This is a genomic window from Rhizobium alarense (genome assembly GCF_021555155.1).
GTDB classification, from domain to species: domain Bacteria; phylum Pseudomonadota; class Alphaproteobacteria; order Rhizobiales; family Rhizobiaceae; genus Rhizobium_D; species Rhizobium_D alarense.
Genome location: NZ_JAKGBU010000004.1, coordinates 81,801 through 99,818 on the forward strand (window position 1 = coordinate 81,801; position 18,018 = coordinate 99,818).

The 18,018-nt window shown below is 63.8% G+C and carries 16 protein-coding genes; 4 read left to right on the top strand and 12 right to left on the bottom strand.

Annotated features, from left to right (window positions below; genetic code table 11):
- The 7 genes from LXM94_RS02400 to LXM94_RS02430 all read right to left on the bottom strand — a co-directional run.
- Positions 1 to 663: 3-hydroxyisobutyryl-CoA hydrolase (locus tag LXM94_RS02400; RefSeq protein WP_235769550.1), on the bottom strand; the 663-nt coding region annotated here is incomplete at its 3' end.
- A gap of 4 nt (positions 664 to 667) precedes the next feature.
- Positions 668 to 2,263, bottom strand: a complete 1,596-nt coding sequence (locus tag LXM94_RS02405; protein WP_235769551.1) for a GMC family oxidoreductase — start codon at positions 2,261 to 2,263, stop codon at positions 668 to 670.
- A gap of 99 nt (positions 2,264 to 2,362) precedes the next feature.
- Positions 2,363 to 3,367 carry a branched-chain amino acid ABC transporter permease gene (locus LXM94_RS02410; protein WP_268964986.1) on the bottom strand — a complete coding sequence of 335 codons (1,005 nt, stop codon included), beginning with the start codon at positions 3,365 to 3,367 and terminating at the stop codon, positions 2,363 to 2,365.
- A 1-nt stretch (position 3,368) separates the two neighbouring features.
- The gene (locus tag LXM94_RS02415) at positions 3,369 to 4,256 is read right to left on the bottom strand and encodes a branched-chain amino acid ABC transporter permease (RefSeq protein ID WP_235769552.1); all 888 of its coding nucleotides are present in this window, start codon (positions 4,254 to 4,256) and stop codon (positions 3,369 to 3,371) included.
- A 4-nt stretch (positions 4,257 to 4,260) separates the two neighbouring features.
- A complete protein-coding gene (locus tag LXM94_RS02420) occupies positions 4,261 to 4,962 on the bottom strand; it encodes an ABC transporter ATP-binding protein (protein WP_235769553.1) in 702 nt (233 codons plus the stop codon).
- Complete coding sequence (locus LXM94_RS02425; protein WP_235769554.1) at positions 4,962 to 5,744, bottom strand: ABC transporter ATP-binding protein; 783 nt, start codon at positions 5,742 to 5,744, stop codon at positions 4,962 to 4,964. Before LXM94_RS02425 ends, LXM94_RS02420 begins: the two co-directional genes overlap by 1 nt.
- A 20-nt stretch (positions 5,745 to 5,764) precedes the next feature.
- Positions 5,765 to 6,970, bottom strand: coding sequence for an ABC transporter substrate-binding protein (locus LXM94_RS02430; protein ID WP_235769555.1), 1,206 nt, complete (start codon positions 6,968 to 6,970; stop codon positions 5,765 to 5,767).
- A gap of 168 nt (positions 6,971 to 7,138) precedes the next feature.
- On the opposite strand from LXM94_RS02430, the gene LXM94_RS02435 reads away from it, so the two are divergent.
- Positions 7,139 to 8,050 carry a LysR family transcriptional regulator gene (locus LXM94_RS02435; protein WP_235769556.1) on the top strand — a complete coding sequence of 304 codons (912 nt, stop codon included), beginning with the start codon at positions 7,139 to 7,141 and terminating at the stop codon, positions 8,048 to 8,050.
- A 109-nt stretch (positions 8,051 to 8,159) separates the two neighbouring features.
- Here the strand turns inward: LXM94_RS02435 and LXM94_RS02440 are convergent, their stop codons facing one another.
- From LXM94_RS02440 to LXM94_RS02460, 5 genes are all read right to left on the bottom strand, one after another.
- Positions 8,160 to 9,041 (bottom strand): dihydrodipicolinate synthase family protein, encoded by an 882-nt coding sequence (locus tag LXM94_RS02440; RefSeq protein ID WP_235769557.1) that lies wholly within the window; start codon positions 9,039 to 9,041, stop codon positions 8,160 to 8,162.
- Between the two features lie 26 nt (positions 9,042 to 9,067).
- On the bottom strand, positions 9,068 to 10,684 hold the full coding sequence (locus LXM94_RS02445) for an ABC transporter ATP-binding protein (protein ID WP_235769558.1): 1,617 nt from the start codon (positions 10,682 to 10,684) through the stop codon (positions 9,068 to 9,070).
- The gene (locus LXM94_RS02450) at positions 10,677 to 11,600 is read right to left on the bottom strand and encodes an ABC transporter permease (RefSeq protein ID WP_235769559.1); all 924 of its coding nucleotides are present in this window, start codon (positions 11,598 to 11,600) and stop codon (positions 10,677 to 10,679) included. Before LXM94_RS02450 ends, LXM94_RS02445 begins: the two co-directional genes overlap by 8 nt.
- A gap of 11 nt (positions 11,601 to 11,611) precedes the next feature.
- Positions 11,612 to 12,526 (bottom strand): ABC transporter permease, encoded by a 915-nt coding sequence (locus LXM94_RS02455; protein ID WP_235769560.1) that lies wholly within the window; start codon positions 12,524 to 12,526, stop codon positions 11,612 to 11,614.
- Positions 12,527 to 12,614: 88 nt separating this feature from the next.
- Positions 12,615 to 14,114 carry an ABC transporter substrate-binding protein gene (locus LXM94_RS02460; RefSeq protein ID WP_235769561.1) on the bottom strand — a complete coding sequence of 500 codons (1,500 nt, stop codon included), beginning with the start codon at positions 14,112 to 14,114 and terminating at the stop codon, positions 12,615 to 12,617.
- Between the two features lie 602 nt (positions 14,115 to 14,716).
- On the opposite strand from LXM94_RS02460, the gene LXM94_RS02465 reads away from it, so the two are divergent.
- The 3 genes from LXM94_RS02465 to LXM94_RS02475 are packed head-to-tail and all read left to right on the top strand — an operon-like array spanning position 14,717 to position 17,992.
- On the top strand, positions 14,717 to 15,913 hold the full coding sequence (locus LXM94_RS02465) for a sialidase family protein (protein ID WP_235769562.1): 1,197 nt from the start codon (positions 14,717 to 14,719) through the stop codon (positions 15,911 to 15,913).
- Entirely contained in the window at positions 15,910 to 16,866 is a 957-nt protein-coding gene (pdxA, locus tag LXM94_RS02470; RefSeq protein WP_235769563.1) for a 4-hydroxythreonine-4-phosphate dehydrogenase PdxA, read from the top strand. Before LXM94_RS02465 ends, pdxA begins: the two co-directional genes overlap by 4 nt.
- Positions 16,867 to 16,873: 7 nt before the next feature.
- Positions 16,874 to 17,992, top strand: coding sequence for an iron-containing alcohol dehydrogenase (locus tag LXM94_RS02475; RefSeq protein WP_235769564.1), 1,119 nt, complete (start codon positions 16,874 to 16,876; stop codon positions 17,990 to 17,992).
- The last annotated feature ends 26 nt before the right edge of the window (positions 17,993 to 18,018 follow it).

An 18,018-nucleotide genomic window follows, 5' to 3' on the forward strand; every position in this document is an offset into this window, starting at 1 on the left:
GCGGCGCACGACGGCGGCACCGTCGGCGACGCTGGAGCCGGCCGGAAGCCGCGACAGTGCGGCAACCAGGTCTGCCAGTTCGCCGGATGGGACCATATGATCGGCGAGACCGGCAAAGACCGCGTCGTCGGCACCGATCTCGTTGCCCGTTAACCCCAGCCACGTACCCGTCTCACCCGGCGAACGCGGCAACAGCCAGGTTGCACCCACATCAGGGAAATAACCGATGCCGGTCTCGGGCATCGCAAGCCGCGTCCGTTCCGTCACGACCCGGATGTTGCCATGCGCCGCGATGCCGACGCCGCCGCCCATGGTGATGCCGTCCATCAGGGCGACATAGGGTTTTGGAAATTGCGCGATCATGGCGTTGAGCGGGAATTCCTCGCGCCAGAAGCGCGTCGCTTCGGGATCGCGCTCCTTGCCGAGATCGTGGATGATCCGCACGTCGCCGCCCGCGCAGAGCCCCCGGTCTCCTTCGCCGGTCAGCACCACGCAGGTGACGGACTCATCGTCGGTGAAGTGCATAAGTGCCGTCTTCATCGCCAGCACCATCGGCAATGTCAGGCTGTTCAGCGCGCGCGGCCTGTCGAGGCGGGCAATTGCCGCGCTGCCTTTCCGCTCGAAGCGGATGTGCTCGCCCTGAAGGTCGCTCCAGTCGTTCATGGCGTCACCGGTTGTCCGCGAGGATCATGTCGGCCGCCTTCTCGGCGATCATGATCGTCGGCGAATTGGTGTTGCCGGAGGTGATGCGCGGCATGATCGAGGCATCGGCGACGCGCAGGCGCCGCAGAGCACGCATCCTGAGCCGCGGATCGACCACGCTATCCGCGTCGCCGCCCATGCGAAGCGTGCCGACCGGGTGGAATATCGTCGTGCCAATGTCGCCGGCTGCCCTGCGGAGGTCCGCGTCCGTTTCGTAGTCCGGTCCGGGCTTGTACTCCTCTGGATGGAACTTTGCGAAAGCGGGCTTCCGCACGATCTCCCGCGTCAGCCGGATAGCCCTCACCGCCACCTGCCGGTCGGCTTCCTCGGCAAGATAATTCGGCCGGATTTCGGGCTGCATCGTGAAGTCCGGCCCCGTCACATGAACCGAGCCGCGGCTCTCCGGACGCAGGTTGCAGACGCTTGCCGTCATCGCGGGGAAGGCGTGGACGGGATCGCCGAACCTGTCGAGGGACACCGGCTGGACGTGATACTGCAGATCCGGCGTGTCCTTGTCGGGGGCTGACCGGGTAAAGATGCCGAGCTGGCTCGGTGCCATCGACATCGGGCCCGAGCGGCGCAGCGCATATTCGAGACCGATGGCGGCCCTGCCGACAAGGCTTGTCGCCTTCTCGTTCAGCGTGGGCACGCCCGTCACCTTGTAGACAAGGCGCAGTTGCAGGTGATCCTGCAGGTTCTCGCCGACGCCGTTCGCCTCGACTGCAAGCGGAATGCCGGCCCGCTGCAGGACATCGCCCCGCCCGACACCGGAGAGTTCCAGGACTTGCGGCGAGCCGATGGCGCCGGCGCTGAGCACGGTCTCGCGCCGTGCCCGCGCCTGTTTCGCCACGCCGTCATGCTGGAATTCGACGCCCGTCACCGCGCCGTCTTCGATGAGCAGGCGTTTCGCCTGTGCCTTGGTGAGGACTGTTAGATTGCTCCTGCCCCTGGCCGGCTTGAGAAAAGCCTTCGCCGTGTTCCAGCGGATGCCGGATCGCTGGTTGACGTCGAAATAGCTGGAGCCCTCGTTGTCCCCGCGGTTGAAATCGTCCGTGACTGGAATTCCGGCCTCCTCCGCCGCCTTCTGGAAGGCGTCGAGAACGGCCCAGCGCACGCGTGACTTCTCCACCCGCCACTCGCCGCCGGCGCCGTGCAGATCGTCCGCGCCGCGATGATGGTCCTCCGACTTGCGGAAGAAGGGCAGCACGTCCTCCCAACCCCAGCCGGCGCAGCCCATTTGCCGCCAGACATCATAGTCGCGGGCCTGTCCGCGCATGTAGATCATACCGTTGATCGACGAGCAGCCGCCCAGCACCTTGCCGCGCGGATAGCTGAGCGCGCGGCCGTTGAGGCCGGGCTCCTCCACTGTCCGGAAGCACCAGTCGGTGCGCGGATTGTTGATGCAGTAGAGATAGCCGACCGGAATGTGGATCCAGTGGTAGTTGTCGCTGCCGCCGGCCTCGAGCAGGAGCACGCGATTGGCACGGTCTGCGGACAGGCGATTTGCCAGCACGCAGCCGGCGCTTCCCGCTCCGATGATGATGTAGTCGTAGGCTTCCATGCCCGTCTCCGTCGTCCATCGTTCCTCCGCTCGCGGGAGCGGCAGGCAGCCGATGGACCTGATTGTTGCAAAGGGCCGACAGACCGGCGGCCCCGCCGCCTATCGCCTGTGTACGAAACCCAGCTTGCGCCCCAGCCTCGACGCGTAGAACTCGCCGACGAGCCCGCGCCGGAAGAGAAGCACGCACACCATGAAGACCACGCCGGTGACGATCGTCACCGGGAAGTCGGACGTCGCCAGATAGTTCTGCAAGGTTACCACGAGGCCGGCGCCGAAGATCGGGCCAACCAGCGTGCCGATGCCGCCGAGCAGTGTCATCAGGATCACCTCGCCGGACATCTGCCAGGTCACGTCCGTCAGCGTGGCGAATTGGAAGACGAGCGCCTTGACGCCTCCCGCAAGACCCGCGAGCGCTGCCGACATGACGAAAGCGCCGAGCTTGTAGGACTGCACCGAATAGCCGAGCGAAATAGCGCGCTGCTCGTTCTCGCGGATCGATTTCAGGATCATGCCGAAGGGTGAATTGACGAAGCGCCAGATCACGAGAAGCCCGATCACGAACACGCCCAGCGTGAAATAGTACATGCTGGTCGAGACTGAGAGGTCGATCAGGCCGAAGAGATGGCCGCGCGGCACGCCCTGGATGCCGTCCTCGCCTTTGGTGAACTCGGCTTGGAGGCAGAAGAAATAAACCATCTGCGACAGCGCCAGCGTGATCATCGCGAAATAGATGCCCTGCCTTCGAATCGCGAAGAAGCCGATGACGAGGCCGAGCACCGCCGCACCGGCGACGCCGAGCAGCACGCCGAGTTCCGGCGTCAGATGCCATTCCTTGACCGCATGGGCGGTTATGTAGGCCGCGCCGCCGAAGAAGGCCGCATGGCCGAAGGACAATAGTCCCGTATAGCCGAGCAGCAGGTTGAACGCGCAGGCGAAGAGCGCGAAGCAGAGAAGCTTCATCAGGAAGACGGGATAGAGGAACATCGGCGCGACGGCGAGCAGCGCGAGGCCGATCGCCAGGATCGCGATCTGAACGGAGCCCGCGACCGCACCTCTCGTTTCTGCTTGTTCCGACGCATCGGTCACGTCTGCGATATCCGCCATGTCACGCGTCCTTCCCGAAGAGACCGGCCGGCCTGAGAAGAAGCACGACGGCCATGATCACGAAGATCACGATGTTTGAGGCTTCCGGATAGAAGACCTTGGTCAGGCCCTCCGCGATGCCGAGCATGTAGCCGGTGACGATCGCGCCGAGGATCGAACCCATGCCGCCGACTACGACAACCGCGAAGACGACGATGATGAGGTTGGTGCCCATCAACGGCGAGACCTGGTAGATCGGCGCCGCCAGCACTCCGGCAAAGGCGGCGAGCCCGGCACCGAGTGCATAGGTCAGCGTCAGCAGCAGCGGCACGTTGACCCCGAAGGCCTGCACCAGCACCGGATTTTCCGTCGCTGCCCTGAGATAGGCGCCAAGCTTGGTCTTCTCGATCAGCAGCCAGGTCCCGAAGCAGGTGACGAGCGACACGACGACGACCCATCCGCGATAGTTCGGCAGGAACATGAAACCGAGATTGGTGCCGCCCGCCAGCGATGGCGGCACCGAATAGGGCTGGCCGGCCGCGCCGTAGAAATAGCGGAACGTGCCTTCCACAGTCAGCGCCAGGCCGAAGGTGAAAAGCAGTCCGTAGAGCGGATCGAGATCGTAGAGTCGGCTCAGCATCGTGCGTTCCACGAGGGCGCCGGAGAGGCCGACGACAAGCGGCGCGACGAGCAGCGCTGCCCAGTAGCTGATGCCGAGATATTGCAGCAGCAGGAGCGCCGCGAAGGCGCCGAGCATGTATTGCGCACCATGCGCGAAATTAATGACGCGCAGCAGCCCGAAGATGACGGCAAGGCCGAGACTCAGGAGAGCATAGAACGAACCGTTTATGAGCCCGATCAGCAGTTGACCGAGGAAGGCCTGCACCGGAATGCCGAAGATCAACGTCATGGCATCATACCCCCAGCACCTTGTGCAGCATGGCCATCCGGTCCGGAAGCTTCGAAACCGGGAAATCGGCAACCATCCTGCCGTGATCCATCAGATAAAAACGGTCGGCGACCTTGCTCGCGAAGCGGAAATTCTGCTCGACGAGCAGCACTGTCATGCCGCGCGCCTTCAGCTTCCTCAGCACCTCGCCGATCCGCTGCACGATAACCGGGGCGAGACCCTCGGTTGGCTCGTCGAGGATCAGCATCTTTACACCGGTCCGCAGGATGCGCGCCATGGCGAGCATCTGCTGTTCGCCGCCGGAAAGCTTCGTCCCGGGACTGAAGCGACGCTCCTGAAGGTTCGGGAAGAGTTCGTAGATCTCGTCGAGCGGCATGCCGCCCCCGGCCACGACCGGCGGCAGCAGAAGGTTTTCCTCGACGGTCAGCGTGGAGAAGATGCCGCGCTCCTCCGGCACGAAGCCGATGCCGGCATGGGCCGTGCGGTGCAACGGCACGCCGAGCATATCCCGGCCACCGAAACGGATTTTACCCTTGCGCTCGCGAATGATGCCCATGATCGTGCGCAACGTCGTCGTCTTGCCGACGCCGTTGCGGCCGAGAATGGTGATCATCTCACCCTCGCCCACGGTCATGTCGACGCCGTGCAGTACGTGGCTTTCGCCGTACCAGGCGTTCAGATTGCTGACTTCGAGCAGTGCACCCATCAGACCTCCTCCGTGCCCATATAGGCGACCCGCACCCTGGGATCGTCGCTGACGGTCCGGTAGTCGCCCTCGGCAAGGATCTCGCCGCGCTGAAGCACGGTCACATGGTCGCAGATGTCGGCGACCACCTTGAGGTTGTGCTCGACCATCAGCACCGCACGGTCGCGTGCGACAGTGCGGATGATCCTTGCCACGACCGCCACGTCCTCGCCGCCCATGCCGGCCATGGGCTCGTCAAGCAGCAGCACCTTGGGATCGAGCGCCAGCGTCGTCGCGATCTCCAGCACGCGCTTGCGGCCATAGGAAAGGTCAGCAGCGAGCGTGTTGCGCTCGTCGGCGAGGCCGACGGCGGCGATCAGTTCGTCGGCCCGTCCGTTCAGGCGGTCGAGCGTGGAGAGCGGTTTCCAGAATTGCGTAGCGAGCCCGTTCGGCCGCTGGAGCGCAACCCGGACGTTGTCGAGCACGGTCAGATGAGGGAAGACCGCAGAGATCTGGAACGAGCGCACCAGCCCCATGCGCGCGACACGATCCGGCATCATTGCGGTTATCTCGGTTCCGAGCAGACTGATCGTGCCGCCCGTCGGCGTCAGGAATTTGGTAAGCAGGTTGAAGACCGTCGTCTTTCCGGCACCGTTCGGGCCGATCAAGGCGTGCACGCGGGCATCGTGCACGTCGAGATCAACATTGTTCACCGCCAGGAAGGCGCCGAAACGTTTGGTGAGGCCGCGGGCGGACAAGACCACCTGCGGCTCCTTGTTGCCGTTGACCATGGCGAGCGTCATGACCGTCGACCGCCCGCGCTTTACTGCGCAACCAGTTCGCAGCCGCTCTTCGACGGATCGATGAAGGCCTGATCACCCGGGATCGTCGCGAGCACCTTGTAGTAGTCCCAGGCGATATCGCTTTCACCTGGTTTCTTGACTTCCATCAGGTACATGTCGTGGATCATGCGGCCGTTGGCGCCGACCTTGCCGTTCTCGGCGAAGATGTCGTTGACCGGCATCTCGTGCAGCGCCTTGGCGACGGCTTCGGCCTCGTCGGTGCCCGCCTTCTCGATCGCTTTCAGATACTGCGTCACCGCCGAATAGGTGCCGGCATGAACCATGTTCGGCATGGCGCCGGTGCGATCAAAGAAGCGCTTGCCGAATTCGGCCGTCTCCGGCGTCCGGTTCCAGTAGAAGCCTTCCGTCAGCGTCAGGCCCTGTGCGGCTTCGAGCCCGAGACCATTCACTTCGGCAAGCGTGAAGAGAAGCGCCGCAAGCCGCTGGTCGCCGGCGACGATGCCGAATTCCGCCGCCTGCTTGATGGCGTTCGCCGTGTCGAGACCGGCATTTGCAAGACCGATCACCTTTGCGCCGGAGGACTGCGCCTGCAGCAGGAAAGAGGAATAATCGGTCGTCGCCAGCGGGTGGCGCACGGCGCCGACCACGGTTCCGCCGTTCTCCTTGACGAAGTTGCCGGTATTCTCTTCGAGCGAATAGCCGAAGGCGTAGTCGGCCGTCAGGAAGTACCAGCTGTCGCCGCCTTCCTTCACGAGCGCGCCCCCCGTGCCGACGGCAAGCGAATAGGTGTCGTAGGCCCAGTGGAAGCCATAGGGTGAGCACTGCGCACCCGTCAGTTCCGTCGTCGCCGCGCCGGTGACGATGTCGATCTTCTTCTTCTCCTTAGAGATCGCCTGTACGGCGAGCGCAACCGACGAGGTCGTCAGCTCCATGATCGAATCGATCTGCTCGGTATCGTACCACTGGCGGGCGATGTTGGAGGCCACGTCCGGCTTGTTCTGATGGTCGGCCGTCACGACGTCGACCGGAACGTCGAGCACCTTGCCGCCAAAATCCTCGACCGCCATCTTCGCGGCCTCGAAGGAATACTTGCCGCCGAAATTGGCGTAGACGCCGGACTGGTCGTTCAGGATGCCGATCTTGACGACATTGTCCGAAGCGTCCGCAAAGGCGACCGTCGAACTTGCCAGGAAAATCGCCATGGATGCGATCAGGTTGTTGCGCATGAGTTCTCCTCCCAGAGATTCCAAAGTACCAATCTGTTCAGATTTGTCCGGACGCTCTCCTCGAAGCGGCCGATCCGAAGCCAAATTCCCGGAATTTCTCCATTGACACAAGGGCCGCAAGATCGCTAATTGCGGACAGGAGCTGTTCATTTTTGAACAGATGGACGGATGACTTCCCCATCTCAGTTTACCTGGGACGATCTTCAGTTTTTCCTGGCGGTCGCCCGCACGGGTCAACTCTCGTCGGCCGCGCGACAATTGCGCACGAGCCACGCGACCGTGTCGCGGCGCATCGACCGGCTCGAATTCTCCATGAAGGTCAAGCTCTTCGAGCGTAACGCCCGCGGCTACGTGCTGACCCATATGGGGCAGCGCTTCGTCGAGACCGCCGAGCGCATCGAGGGCGAGACCGAACGACTGCAGGCCGATATTTCGAACGGCGCGACCACGCAGCGCGGCGTGGTCCGGCTGAGCGCGCCGGAAGGATTCTCGAATTTCTTCGTCACGGAACGGCTTCATACTTTCGTCGAACACCATCCCGCGATCTCGCTCGAACTCGTCACGATCCAGCAGATCATGTCGCTGTCGCGCAAGGAGGCGGACGTCGCCGTGGCGCTCGATCCGCCCAAGGCCGGCCCGTATTTCTCCGAGAAGATCTCGGACTACAGCCTGCATGTCTATGGCGCGGCGTCCTATCTTGCGGGAAGCCCGCCGGTTGCAACGCGCGACGACCTCCTGGACCATCCCTTCGTCGGCTATATCGAGGACATGATCTTCGCGCCCGGCCTCGACTATCTCGGCGACGTGCACCGCGGCATCAAGGCGACCTTCCAGAGTTCCAGCATCTTTGCGCAGCTGACGGCGACCCGGAACGGCCTAGGTCTCTGCGTGTTGCCGAATTTTATCGCGGGACGTTATCCGGAACTTCGCATCGTCCTGCCGAAGGTCATCGAGCTGCGCCGCAGCTACTGGCTCGTCTGCCACCGCGACATGCGCGACGTCCCCCGCATTCGCGCCGTGATGAGCTATATCCGGAACGACGTGCGCGCCAGCAGCGATATGTTCATCCGTCGAGGATGACCGGATCCGGTTGTCGGTGAAACCGGGAGCCTGTCTTGCAACGCCGTTGCGCGCGCCTCCACGATGGCTGCCGGCTGACGGGAACGGTCTATGCCACCGGCCAGGTCGCTCAGAGAAGGTTATATCGACGCAGGATGTCCGCAATGCGTGCGTCCTGCGCGCTGTCCGGCAGCAGGGCCGGCTGGCGGCTGGCGCCGACGCTTGCGTCCTGGAGATAAAGTGCGCGCTTGACCATGGCCGGCGCGAAGCCGAGCGCATAGAGATCGGTGCGGAAGGCCGAAAACGTCGCCTGCTGCTTCTCCGCCTCGTCGATATCGCCGGCATTGCAGGCGCCGAGGATGCCGGCGAGCACGCGCGGCATGGCGTTGCCGAGACCCGATATGCAGCCGGCCGCACCGTTCTGAAGGGCCCAGAGCACCAGATGGTCAGGCCCCGAATAGACGTCGAAGCCATCGATCTCCCGGGCGACGCCGAGATAGGCCTCCAGCGTTTCCCTGGCGCCGCCCGAATCCTTGATGCCGGCGATGTTGCCGTGACGCGCCAGTGCGCGCGCCGTCTCGGGCTCGATATGATTCTGGGTCCGTGCCGGAATGTCGTAGAGATAGACCGGCGTGGTGACGGCATCGGCCACCGCCGTGAAATGGCGGATCAGGCCATCCTGCGTGCAGGCGATGAAGAAGGGCGTGATGACGGCAATCCCGTCGACGCCGATCCGGTCGAATTCGCGGGCCAGCTTCAGCGTTTCGAAGGTGGCCGGCATGCCGGCATTGACGATCACCTTCACGCGTCCTGCGACTTCGTCCACCACCTCTTCGGTCAGGCGGACCTTTTCCTCGAAGGTGAGCGCGGTGAAGTCACCGTTGGTGCCGGCGCACATGATGTTGTTGCCGGCCTCGATCTGTCGGCGAACCTGGGCGCGTGTGGCCCCGAAGTTGATGGTTTCGTCCTCGTTGAAACAGGTCACGAGGGCCACGAAGGCTTTTTTTGTCATGGTTGGTCGTCCTCTGATGCGGAAATTCAGGAGGCCCCTTGGGCACAGGCGGCACGATGGGCGGCCCGCACGTCCGGATCGGGATCCAGGCCTGCGGCAAGAAGGGCGCGCGTATAGGCCTCGCGCGGCGCTTCGAACACCTGGCGGACGGAACCGGATTCGACGACGTTGCCGTGCTGCATGACAACGACGTGATCCGCGAAGTCCCTGACCACCGGAAGGTCGTGGGCAATGAAAATGAAGGCGATGCCCATCTCCCGGCGAAGCCTGTCGAGCAGCGCGATCACCTGAGCCTGAACCGAAACGTCGAGCGCGGAGACCGCTTCGTCGCAGATGATGAGCTGTGGCTCGAGAGCAAGGGCCCGGGCAATGGCGATGCGCTGCCGCTGGCCGCCGGAAAACTGATGCGGATAGCGGGCCATGTGCTCCGGCCCGAGACCCACCTGGACCAGAAGCTCCGCCACGCGGTCGCGCCATTTCGCCCTCGGCAGGATATCCGGATGGATGGCCCAGGCCTCGGAGATCAGCTGGTAGACTGTCATGCGCGGATTGAGCGATTGCGTTGGATCCTGGAAAACCATCTGCAGGTCGCGGCGCAGCTTGTAGAGTTCCGCCGGCGACAGTGTGAAGAGATCGCGTCCCTTCCACAGCGCGCTGCCGCCGTCCGGTTCGTCCAGGCGAAGCAGGATGCGCGCGAGCGTGGACTTGCCTGAACCGCTCTCGCCGACAACGGCCATGGTTTCGCCGGGCATCAGATCGAAGGACACCCCCTTCAGGGCTTCGAAGGCACCGTATCGCTTGCGCACATCACGCACGGAAAGGACGGGTTCTCCGCGGGCGACGGGTGCATGCATCTCGCCCCGTCCGGGGGCCGCTGCAATCAGCCTCCTGGTATAGGGGTGCTGCGGATTCTTGTAGACCTTGCGAACCGTTCCGGCCTCGACGAGTTGGCCCTTCTCCATCACCACGACGCGATCGGCGATCTCGGCAACGACCCCGAGGTCGTGGGTGATGATCAGGACCGCCATGCCGGTTTCCTTGCGCAATTCCTCCAGCAGCGCCAGAACCTGTGCCTGCACGGTGACGTCGAGGGCGGTGGTCGGCTCGTCGGCGATCAGCAGGTCGGGGCGCAGCGCAAGCGCCATGGCGATCATGACGCGCTGGCGCTGGCCACCGGAGAACTCGTGCGGATATTTGCCCATCGAGCGCTGCGGATCGGGAATCCCGACGCGTGCCAACAGGCGGAGGACTTCCGCCTGGGCCGCCGCCGCCGTCCCGTGTGTCGTCAGAGCTTCGCGGATCTGCCATCCGACGGTGTAGACGGGATTGAGGTGGCTGAGAGGATCCTGGAAGATCATCGCGATGCGCCGGCCGTTGATCGTGCGCCGCCGCTCCACGTCCATGGTCAGCAGATCGTCGCCGTCCAGCAGGATCTCGCCCGAACTGATGCGGCCCGGCGGCATGTCGAGCAGGTTCATGATCGCGGAGGACGAGACAGACTTGCCCGAGCCGCTCTCGCCCAGGATGGCCAGCGTCTCGCCTTTGTCGAGATGGTAGGAAACGTTCCGGACCGCCTTCACCACGCCCGCGGCGGTGTGGAACTCGACGGAAAGGTTGCGCACCTCCAGCAGGTGGTCAGCCATTCGTGCGACCTTTCATCTCGAGGCGCCAGCGCTGCACCGGATCGAGCGCGATGCGCATCCAGTTCGACAGGAGGTTCAGCGACATGGTCGTGAAGATGATCGCCAGCCCCGGCCAGAAGGAAAGCCACCAGGCATTGGTCAGGTATTGGCGTCCCTGCGAAATCATCAGTCCCCAGGTAATCTCCGGCGGCTGGATGCCGATGCCGAGGAAGGACAGCGCACTTTCGGCCAGCATCACATAGGCAAAATCGAGGGTTGCCAGCGTGGTGAGCGTCGGCAGCACGACGGGCAGGATGTGACGAAAGAGGATGCGCTTGCCGGATGCCCCCATGACCCGGGCCGCCTGGACGAACATCCGCTCGCGGATTTCGAGCACCTCTGCCCGCGTGGTTCGGAGATAGACGGGTATACGCGTGATCGCGAGAACGAGCATCAGGTTCAGGATCGAGGATCCGAGCAGGTAGAGCACGATGACCGCGATCAGAAGCGACGGAAAGGACATGATGACATCGGCAAGCCGCATGATGACCTGGTTGACGCGCGGCGACGCGAAGCCGGCGACGAGCCCCAGAAGCGTGCCGGCCGTCGCCGAGACCGCTACGGCGCCCGCCGCCACCATGAGCGTGTTCTGCGTGGCAACGATGATGCGGGCAAAAAGCGGCCGCCCGAGCGCGTCCGCTCCCATCCACCAGGCCCAGCCCCGTTCCCAATCGAAGGGAAAGGCATTGCGGCCGCGCAGGTTCTGCTTGGTCGCGAGGTCGCCGAGCCAGCTCGGGCCAACGATGGCAAGGATGACGATCGCCAGCAGGAAGATCGCCGCGCAGAAGGCGAACTTGTCGGCCCACAGCATGCGCGTCAGGCGAACGACGACATGCGGCTCTTCGGCATTGGTGGTCTCTGACGCTTCTGCGGTCATGGCTTGGCCGTTCAATGCCGGATCCGCGGATCGAGCAGCGCGTAGGCGAGGTCGATCAGCAGGTTCATCAGGAAGATTGCGATCGCGGTCACAAGGATCGCGGCCAGGACCACATTGAAGTCACGCTGCAGGATGGAGTCGATCATCAGTTTCCCGACCCCCGGAAAGCCGAAAATGGTTTCGACGATGACGGCACCGTTCAGCAGGCTGGCGGCCTGATCGCCGATCACGGTGATTACCGGCAGCATGGCGTTTCGCAGCGCGTGGACGAAGATGATCGGGCCTGATTTCACCCCCTTGGCACGGGCCGTCTTCACATAGGCCGAGGAAAGCGCGCTGATCATAGAGCCGCGCACAACCTGGACGATGATGCCGAAAGGCCGCACGAACAGCACGGCGATCGGCAGGATCCAGTGCGAGAGGGAGCCGGTGCCGGAGGTCGGCAGCCAGGCGAGGTTCACCGAGAAGACGACGATGGCGACGATGGCGAGCCAGAAATCGGGGACCGCGGCGCCAACGAGCGAAATGATAGAGGAAAGCCGGTCGAAAAAGCCGCCGGCACGGAACGCGGCGAGCGAGCCGACGACGATGGCCGCGGCGGCAACCAGCGTCATGGTGATGACGGCGAGCCAGAGCGTCCAGACGAAGGCTTCCAACACGACGCCGAGCGCCGGGCGCGCCTTCCTGAGCGACTCGCCGAAGTCGCCGGTGACGACGTCGCCGACATAGCGTGCGAACTGTACCAGCAGGGGGTCGTTTAATCCGTGAAGCTCGCGAAACTGCTGCTTCATCTCGGCGGATGCCTCGACAGGCAGGAACAGGGCAGCCGGGTCTCCCGTCAGGCGGGAGAGAAAGAACACCATGACGATCAGTCCCACGAGCGAGATCAGACTGGCGACGGCGCGGTTTCGAACGAAGCTCAGCATGGCGCTTCTCCATGGTATCGGGCGGCAGCGTACCCCGCCGCCCGGAATGCGTTGGTCGCCGGCGACGCCTGTGATCGCCGGCTGTGCCTCACTTGATGCCGATCTCCGAAAGCTGGAGCATCGAGTTGGTCGCCATCGTCGGCTTGAACTCTAAGCGTTCGGAGACCCGCGAGAAGCCAACCATGTGGAAGAGGAGCACGTCGGCCACGACCTCATCATGGAGATAGGCGATGAGTTCCGACCAGAGCTTGGCGCGTTCCGCGCCGACGGCTGCGGAGGCGCGCTGGATCAGGTCGTCGACCTTGGGGTCGGCAAAGCCGGACTGCGTGCCATCCGTCGCATATTTGAAGAACATCGAGAAGGACGGATCGCCCTTCGAGTTGTCGTGCATCGCGGCGACGAGGATCGGTCCGCGCCCGTCCTGGAAGGGTTTGGAGTAGTAGCCCTCGTGTTCCGCGACCTCGACGAACTTGAGCTCGACCTTGAAGCCGACCTCTTGCAGTTGCGCCTGGATCGCTTCCATGATCTCGGTCACGTTCGGGAAATTGGCGGTACGCGCGATGATGGTGATCGGCGTGTCGACCTTCACGCCGGCGGCCTTGGCCTCCTCGAGGAGTTTCTTGGCCGTTTCCGGATCATAGGGGAAGATCTTGACGTCGGGATTCCAACCGAGCGTCGGCGGCGGTACGATCGCGGTGGCGAGAAGCGCGCCGTCCGGCACCAGAGTGCCGAGGAAGGCCGGGCGGTCGATCGCCAGGTTCAGCGCGCGGCGGACACGCACGTCGTTCAGCGGCTCGATGTTGTGGTCGATACGCAGGTATACGGTCTCGCTGTCGAGATAGGAGAAGTCCGTTGCCGCATTCGTCGCATCGAGCTGCGAGATCGAAGGCGACAGGTCCGCCTCTCCGGTTTGCACCATGGCGGCGCGGACGGAGGGATCTGCGCGGAAGAGGTAGGTCGCCTCGGTGACCTGCGGCTTCTCGCCCCAATAGTCGTCACGACTGGTGAGCACGATCTGCTGGCCCGGTGTCCAGTCCGTCAGCTTGTACGGTCCGGTACCGACGGGTTCGCGAATGAACTCAAGCGGGGTCTCTTCGGGCACGATCGTGATCAGCGACAGGAGCAGCGGCAGGATCGGCTGGACCGGATCGGCGCGGAAGTCGATCGTGTGATCGTCCACCACGGTTGCGGTCACCGTCATGCCGCCGAAATACCGCCGTGACTCGCAGGCGTTCTTGTCGCTCATGACACGATCGAAGCTGTGCTTGACGTCCTTTGCGTCGAAGGTCGTGCCGTCGGAGAAGGTGACCCCCTGGCGGAGATCGAAGCGCCAGCTTCCGTCAGCGGTCTGTTCCCATTTCTCGGCCAGGCGCGGCATCAGCCCCTTGTCGCCACGTACGTCGAGTTCCGTCAGCGTCTCGCTGACATTCTGCATGATGATGCGCCCGATGTTCGACCGTGTCGCCATGCAGGGCTCGAGCAGGTCGGCCTCCTCCGGCAGGACGATCTTGATCGGCCCCGACGCGGCGAAGACCGGCGTCAGCATGGAGCCCAGGACGAGGGCCCCCAAAGCGAGTGTTTTCTTCATTGCATTCTCCTCCCTGGTGAATGTGTCAGATCGATTTGGGCCGAACGCATCCGGTTCGCGTTGCGACGAGCGCGTCAGAACAGATTTACGCTCCCCGGGGATGGGCGTCGCTGCGACCGCCTCGCCGAAAAGGCAGAGCCGCCGTGCGTCACCGGCCGCCGGTGCGTTCTAAGGACGGACGGACGCCGCCCATGCCCGGACAGAACGCGACGTTCGCCGAGCAGAGCCCGGAAGAAGCCGATCAAGAGGGGATGTGCCATGCCGTTCAAGACGCTCACGATCCCCACCTCCGTCGCTGTGAGCACGGCTGCGTCGGCAGCGGGAAACGCCGCCATGGTCGCATTTTGCCGGCTCCCCGCCTGCTGCATGAACTCCTCCCGGACCGGCAGCCTTCCGCCAGCGTGCTAGACCATCCAACTTCCACATAATTTTGTCAAATAATTTTATCATGTAAAAATTTATGTCCTGTTCTTCGCATTAAAACTCAAACAATATCAATCAATTAATTCTGATTAATGCAGATTTTGATTTTTATAATAACACCAAAAAACTTGACAACTTTGGGAAAAACGGGAACTTCGACCGCTCAAGAGGAGGATCCGATGAGTCCTGACGAAATCGCCCTTGGCATGAGCGGCGTGCTCGAGGCCGTGTCCGCCAGCCGCGACGAGGCATTGCTGCCGTCACCCATGGTGCAGAACCATGCGGCCTCCCTGCATCTGCTGGATGACGAGGCACTGCTTTGCACCTGGTTCGGTGGAACCCTGGAGGGCAAGTCCGACATTTCGATTTTCGCGTCGTTGCTCGCGAAAGGTGCGTCGCATTGGGGACCGGCGCAACGGCTGAGCTTCGATCCGGCGCATTCAGAGCAGAATCCCGTCCTCTTCTCGGCTCCCGATGGGCGGCTCCTGCTCTTTCATACGTCACAGCCCTCCGGCAATCAGGACGAATGCCGCATCCGGATGGCGAAGGTGCGGCGGGATGTGGCGGATCCGCTGCGGCTCTCTGCGTCGGAGGGGTGTTATCTCGATCTCCCGCCCGGCTGCTTCATACGCGCTCCGCTGATGGTCCGCACCGACGGTGCATGGCTGCTGCCGATCTTCCGCTGCGTCCGGCGTCCCGGGCAACGATGGAACGGCAGCCATGACACTGCTGCGGTTGGGGTCTCGTCCGACGGCGGCATGACCTGGCGACTGGACGAACTCGATGGCTCGACCGGCTGCGTGCACATGTCGCCCGTCCAGATCGGTCAGGGCATGCAGGCCGCCTTCTTTCGCCGGCGCCAGGCCGACTTCGTCTATCGCGCCGAAAGCGCCGACGACGGGCTGACCTGGTCGATGCCGGTCCCCACGGACGTTCCGAACAACAATTCTTCGATCGCCGTGTCGCGTCTGCGCGACGGGCGCATCGCGATGATCTGCAATCCGGTGAATGCGGCGCACTCACCGGACCGCCGCGCCTCGCTCTATGACGAGCTTGGTGACGGCGATGCCCGGCCGGAGGCGGACCCGGCTGGTGGCTGCCTGCCGGTCTGGGGCGTGCCGCGCGCTCCGGTCAGCCTTTGTCTGTCGCAGGACGGGGGGCGGTCCTTTCCGGCGAGGCTGGTGATCGAAGACGGGCCGGGCACGTGCCTGTCGAACGATTCGACCGACGGGCGGAACAAGGAGATGTCCTATCCCTGGCTGCTCGAGGGGCCGGACGGAACGTTGCACCTCGCCTATACCTATCATCGACGGGCTATCAAATATGTTCGCCTGGCCCCGGGCTGGGACAGAATATCGATACGGAGCGTTCAATGAGCAAGATCATCGGCATAACCATGGGCGACCCCTGCGGTGTCGGCCCAGAGATATGTGTCCGCGCGCTGGCGGAGATGTCGGACACCGACCGCCGGATGACCCGCATCTACGGCAATCTCAGGACGCTCGAGGCGGCACGCAACGCGGTCGGTATCGAAATCGACCTCGCGTCCGATGTCGTCGATCTGCCGGTCGAGGGAGCTCCGCTTCCGTGGGGCAAGGTGAGCCCCGTGGCGGGTGATGCCGCCTTCCGCTTCATCGAGAAGGCCATCAGGGATGCCGAAGCCGGTGAGATCGGATGTATTGTCACCGCCCCCATCAGCAAGGAGGCTTTGAACCTTGCCGGCCACCACTATGACGGCCATACCGGCATGCTGCGCAGCCTGACGGGATCCAGCGCCGCCTATATGCTGCTCGCCTCCGAACGGCTGAAGGTAATTCATGTCTCCACCCACGTTTCGCTGCAGGAAGCGATCCGGCGCTCGACGACGGAGCGGGTTCTGGCGACGATCCGCGCAGGCAATGCACATCTGAAGCGCACCGGCTATGCGGCTCCGAGGATCGCTGTTGCCGGCATCAATCCTCATTGCGGCGAAAACGGGCTGTTCGGCACGGAGGATGACGATCAGATCGCGCCGGCGGTGGCGGCCGCCCGCGCTGAGGGCATCGACGCCCATGGCCCCATTTCCGCAGACACTGTCTTTCATCGGGCCTATTGCGGTGCTTTCGACCTGGTTGTCGCCCAATATCACGACCAGGGTCATATCCCGATCAAGCTGGTGGCCTTCGATACGGCGGTCAACGTGTCTGTAGACCTTCCGATCGATCGCACGTCGGTCGATCACGGCACGGCGTTCGATATTGCCGGCAGAGGCATCGCGAACCACGGCAATATGAATTCCGCTATCGCCTACGCGCGGAAGCTCGTGGCCGTCGACCCCAGGCAAGGATGATCCCGCCATGACGATCGCTCCCATCACCCTTCACCAGCCGCGTCGACTGGCTGTCGGCGCCGGCACCGTCGGCGACGTCGGCGGCTGGGCCGCCGATGCTGCGTCGGCACTCGTCATCGCGACACCCGCCACAACCGCATTTGTCGAGCGGCTGCGGCTTTCGCGACGCGTCGACGTGTTCGATGCCATCGCCGGCGAACCCGACATAACGACGCTCGGCTCGGCACTCGAAGCGGCATGCCGGTGCCGGCCCGATGTCATCGTCGGCCTGGGCGGCGGCTCCGTGCTTGACGTGGCAAAGCTCGTGGCGGTGCTCTGGGACTCGCAGCAGTCGCTTGCCGACGTCGCGGGCCCGAACAGGGTCGCCGGTCGCCGCACGCGGCTCGTCCAGGTCGCGACGACGGCGGGAACCGGTTCGGAGGCCGGAATCAGGTCGCTGATCACGGATCCGGAGAAAGGGAGCAAGATCGCTGTCGAAAGCCCGCATATGATCGCGGATTTCGCAGTGCTCGACCCGGAGCTCACCTATTCCGTACCGCCTGCCGTGACGGCGGCGACCGGTATCGATGCGATGGCCCACTGCGTGGAGGCCTTCACCAATCGCCGTGCGCATCCGATGATCGACGGCTTCGCACGCATGGGTTTTCGCCTGGTCGGCAAGTACCTTGCCCGCGCGGTCGCTGATGGAACGGACACCGAGGCGCGCGAGGGGATGATGCTGGCGTCCTTTTATGGCGGCATCTGCCTCGGCCCGGTCAACACGGCGGCCGGCCATGCTATCGCCTATCCGCTCGGTACGCGGCTCGGCCTGCCCCACGGTCTCGCCAATGCCGTCATCTTCCCGCACGTCCTGGCCTTCAACCAGCAAGTTGCACCTGTCAAGACCGAGGAGGTCGCCATCGCGCTCGGCCTCGGGACCGGCCTGTCTTCCGCCGAACTGCTGGAAGCCGCACGCAGCCTCTGCGGAGCGCTCGGCATCGAAATGTCCCTGTCGAGACACGGCGCAGCGGAGGACGACCTTCTGCCCTACGCACGGGAGGCGCATGCGAACCGCCGGCTGATGGACAACAACCCGGCCGACATGAGCGTCGAGGACGTAGTCGGCATTTACAGGGCGGCCTTCTGAACGGTCCGGAAATGGCTCTCGCATAT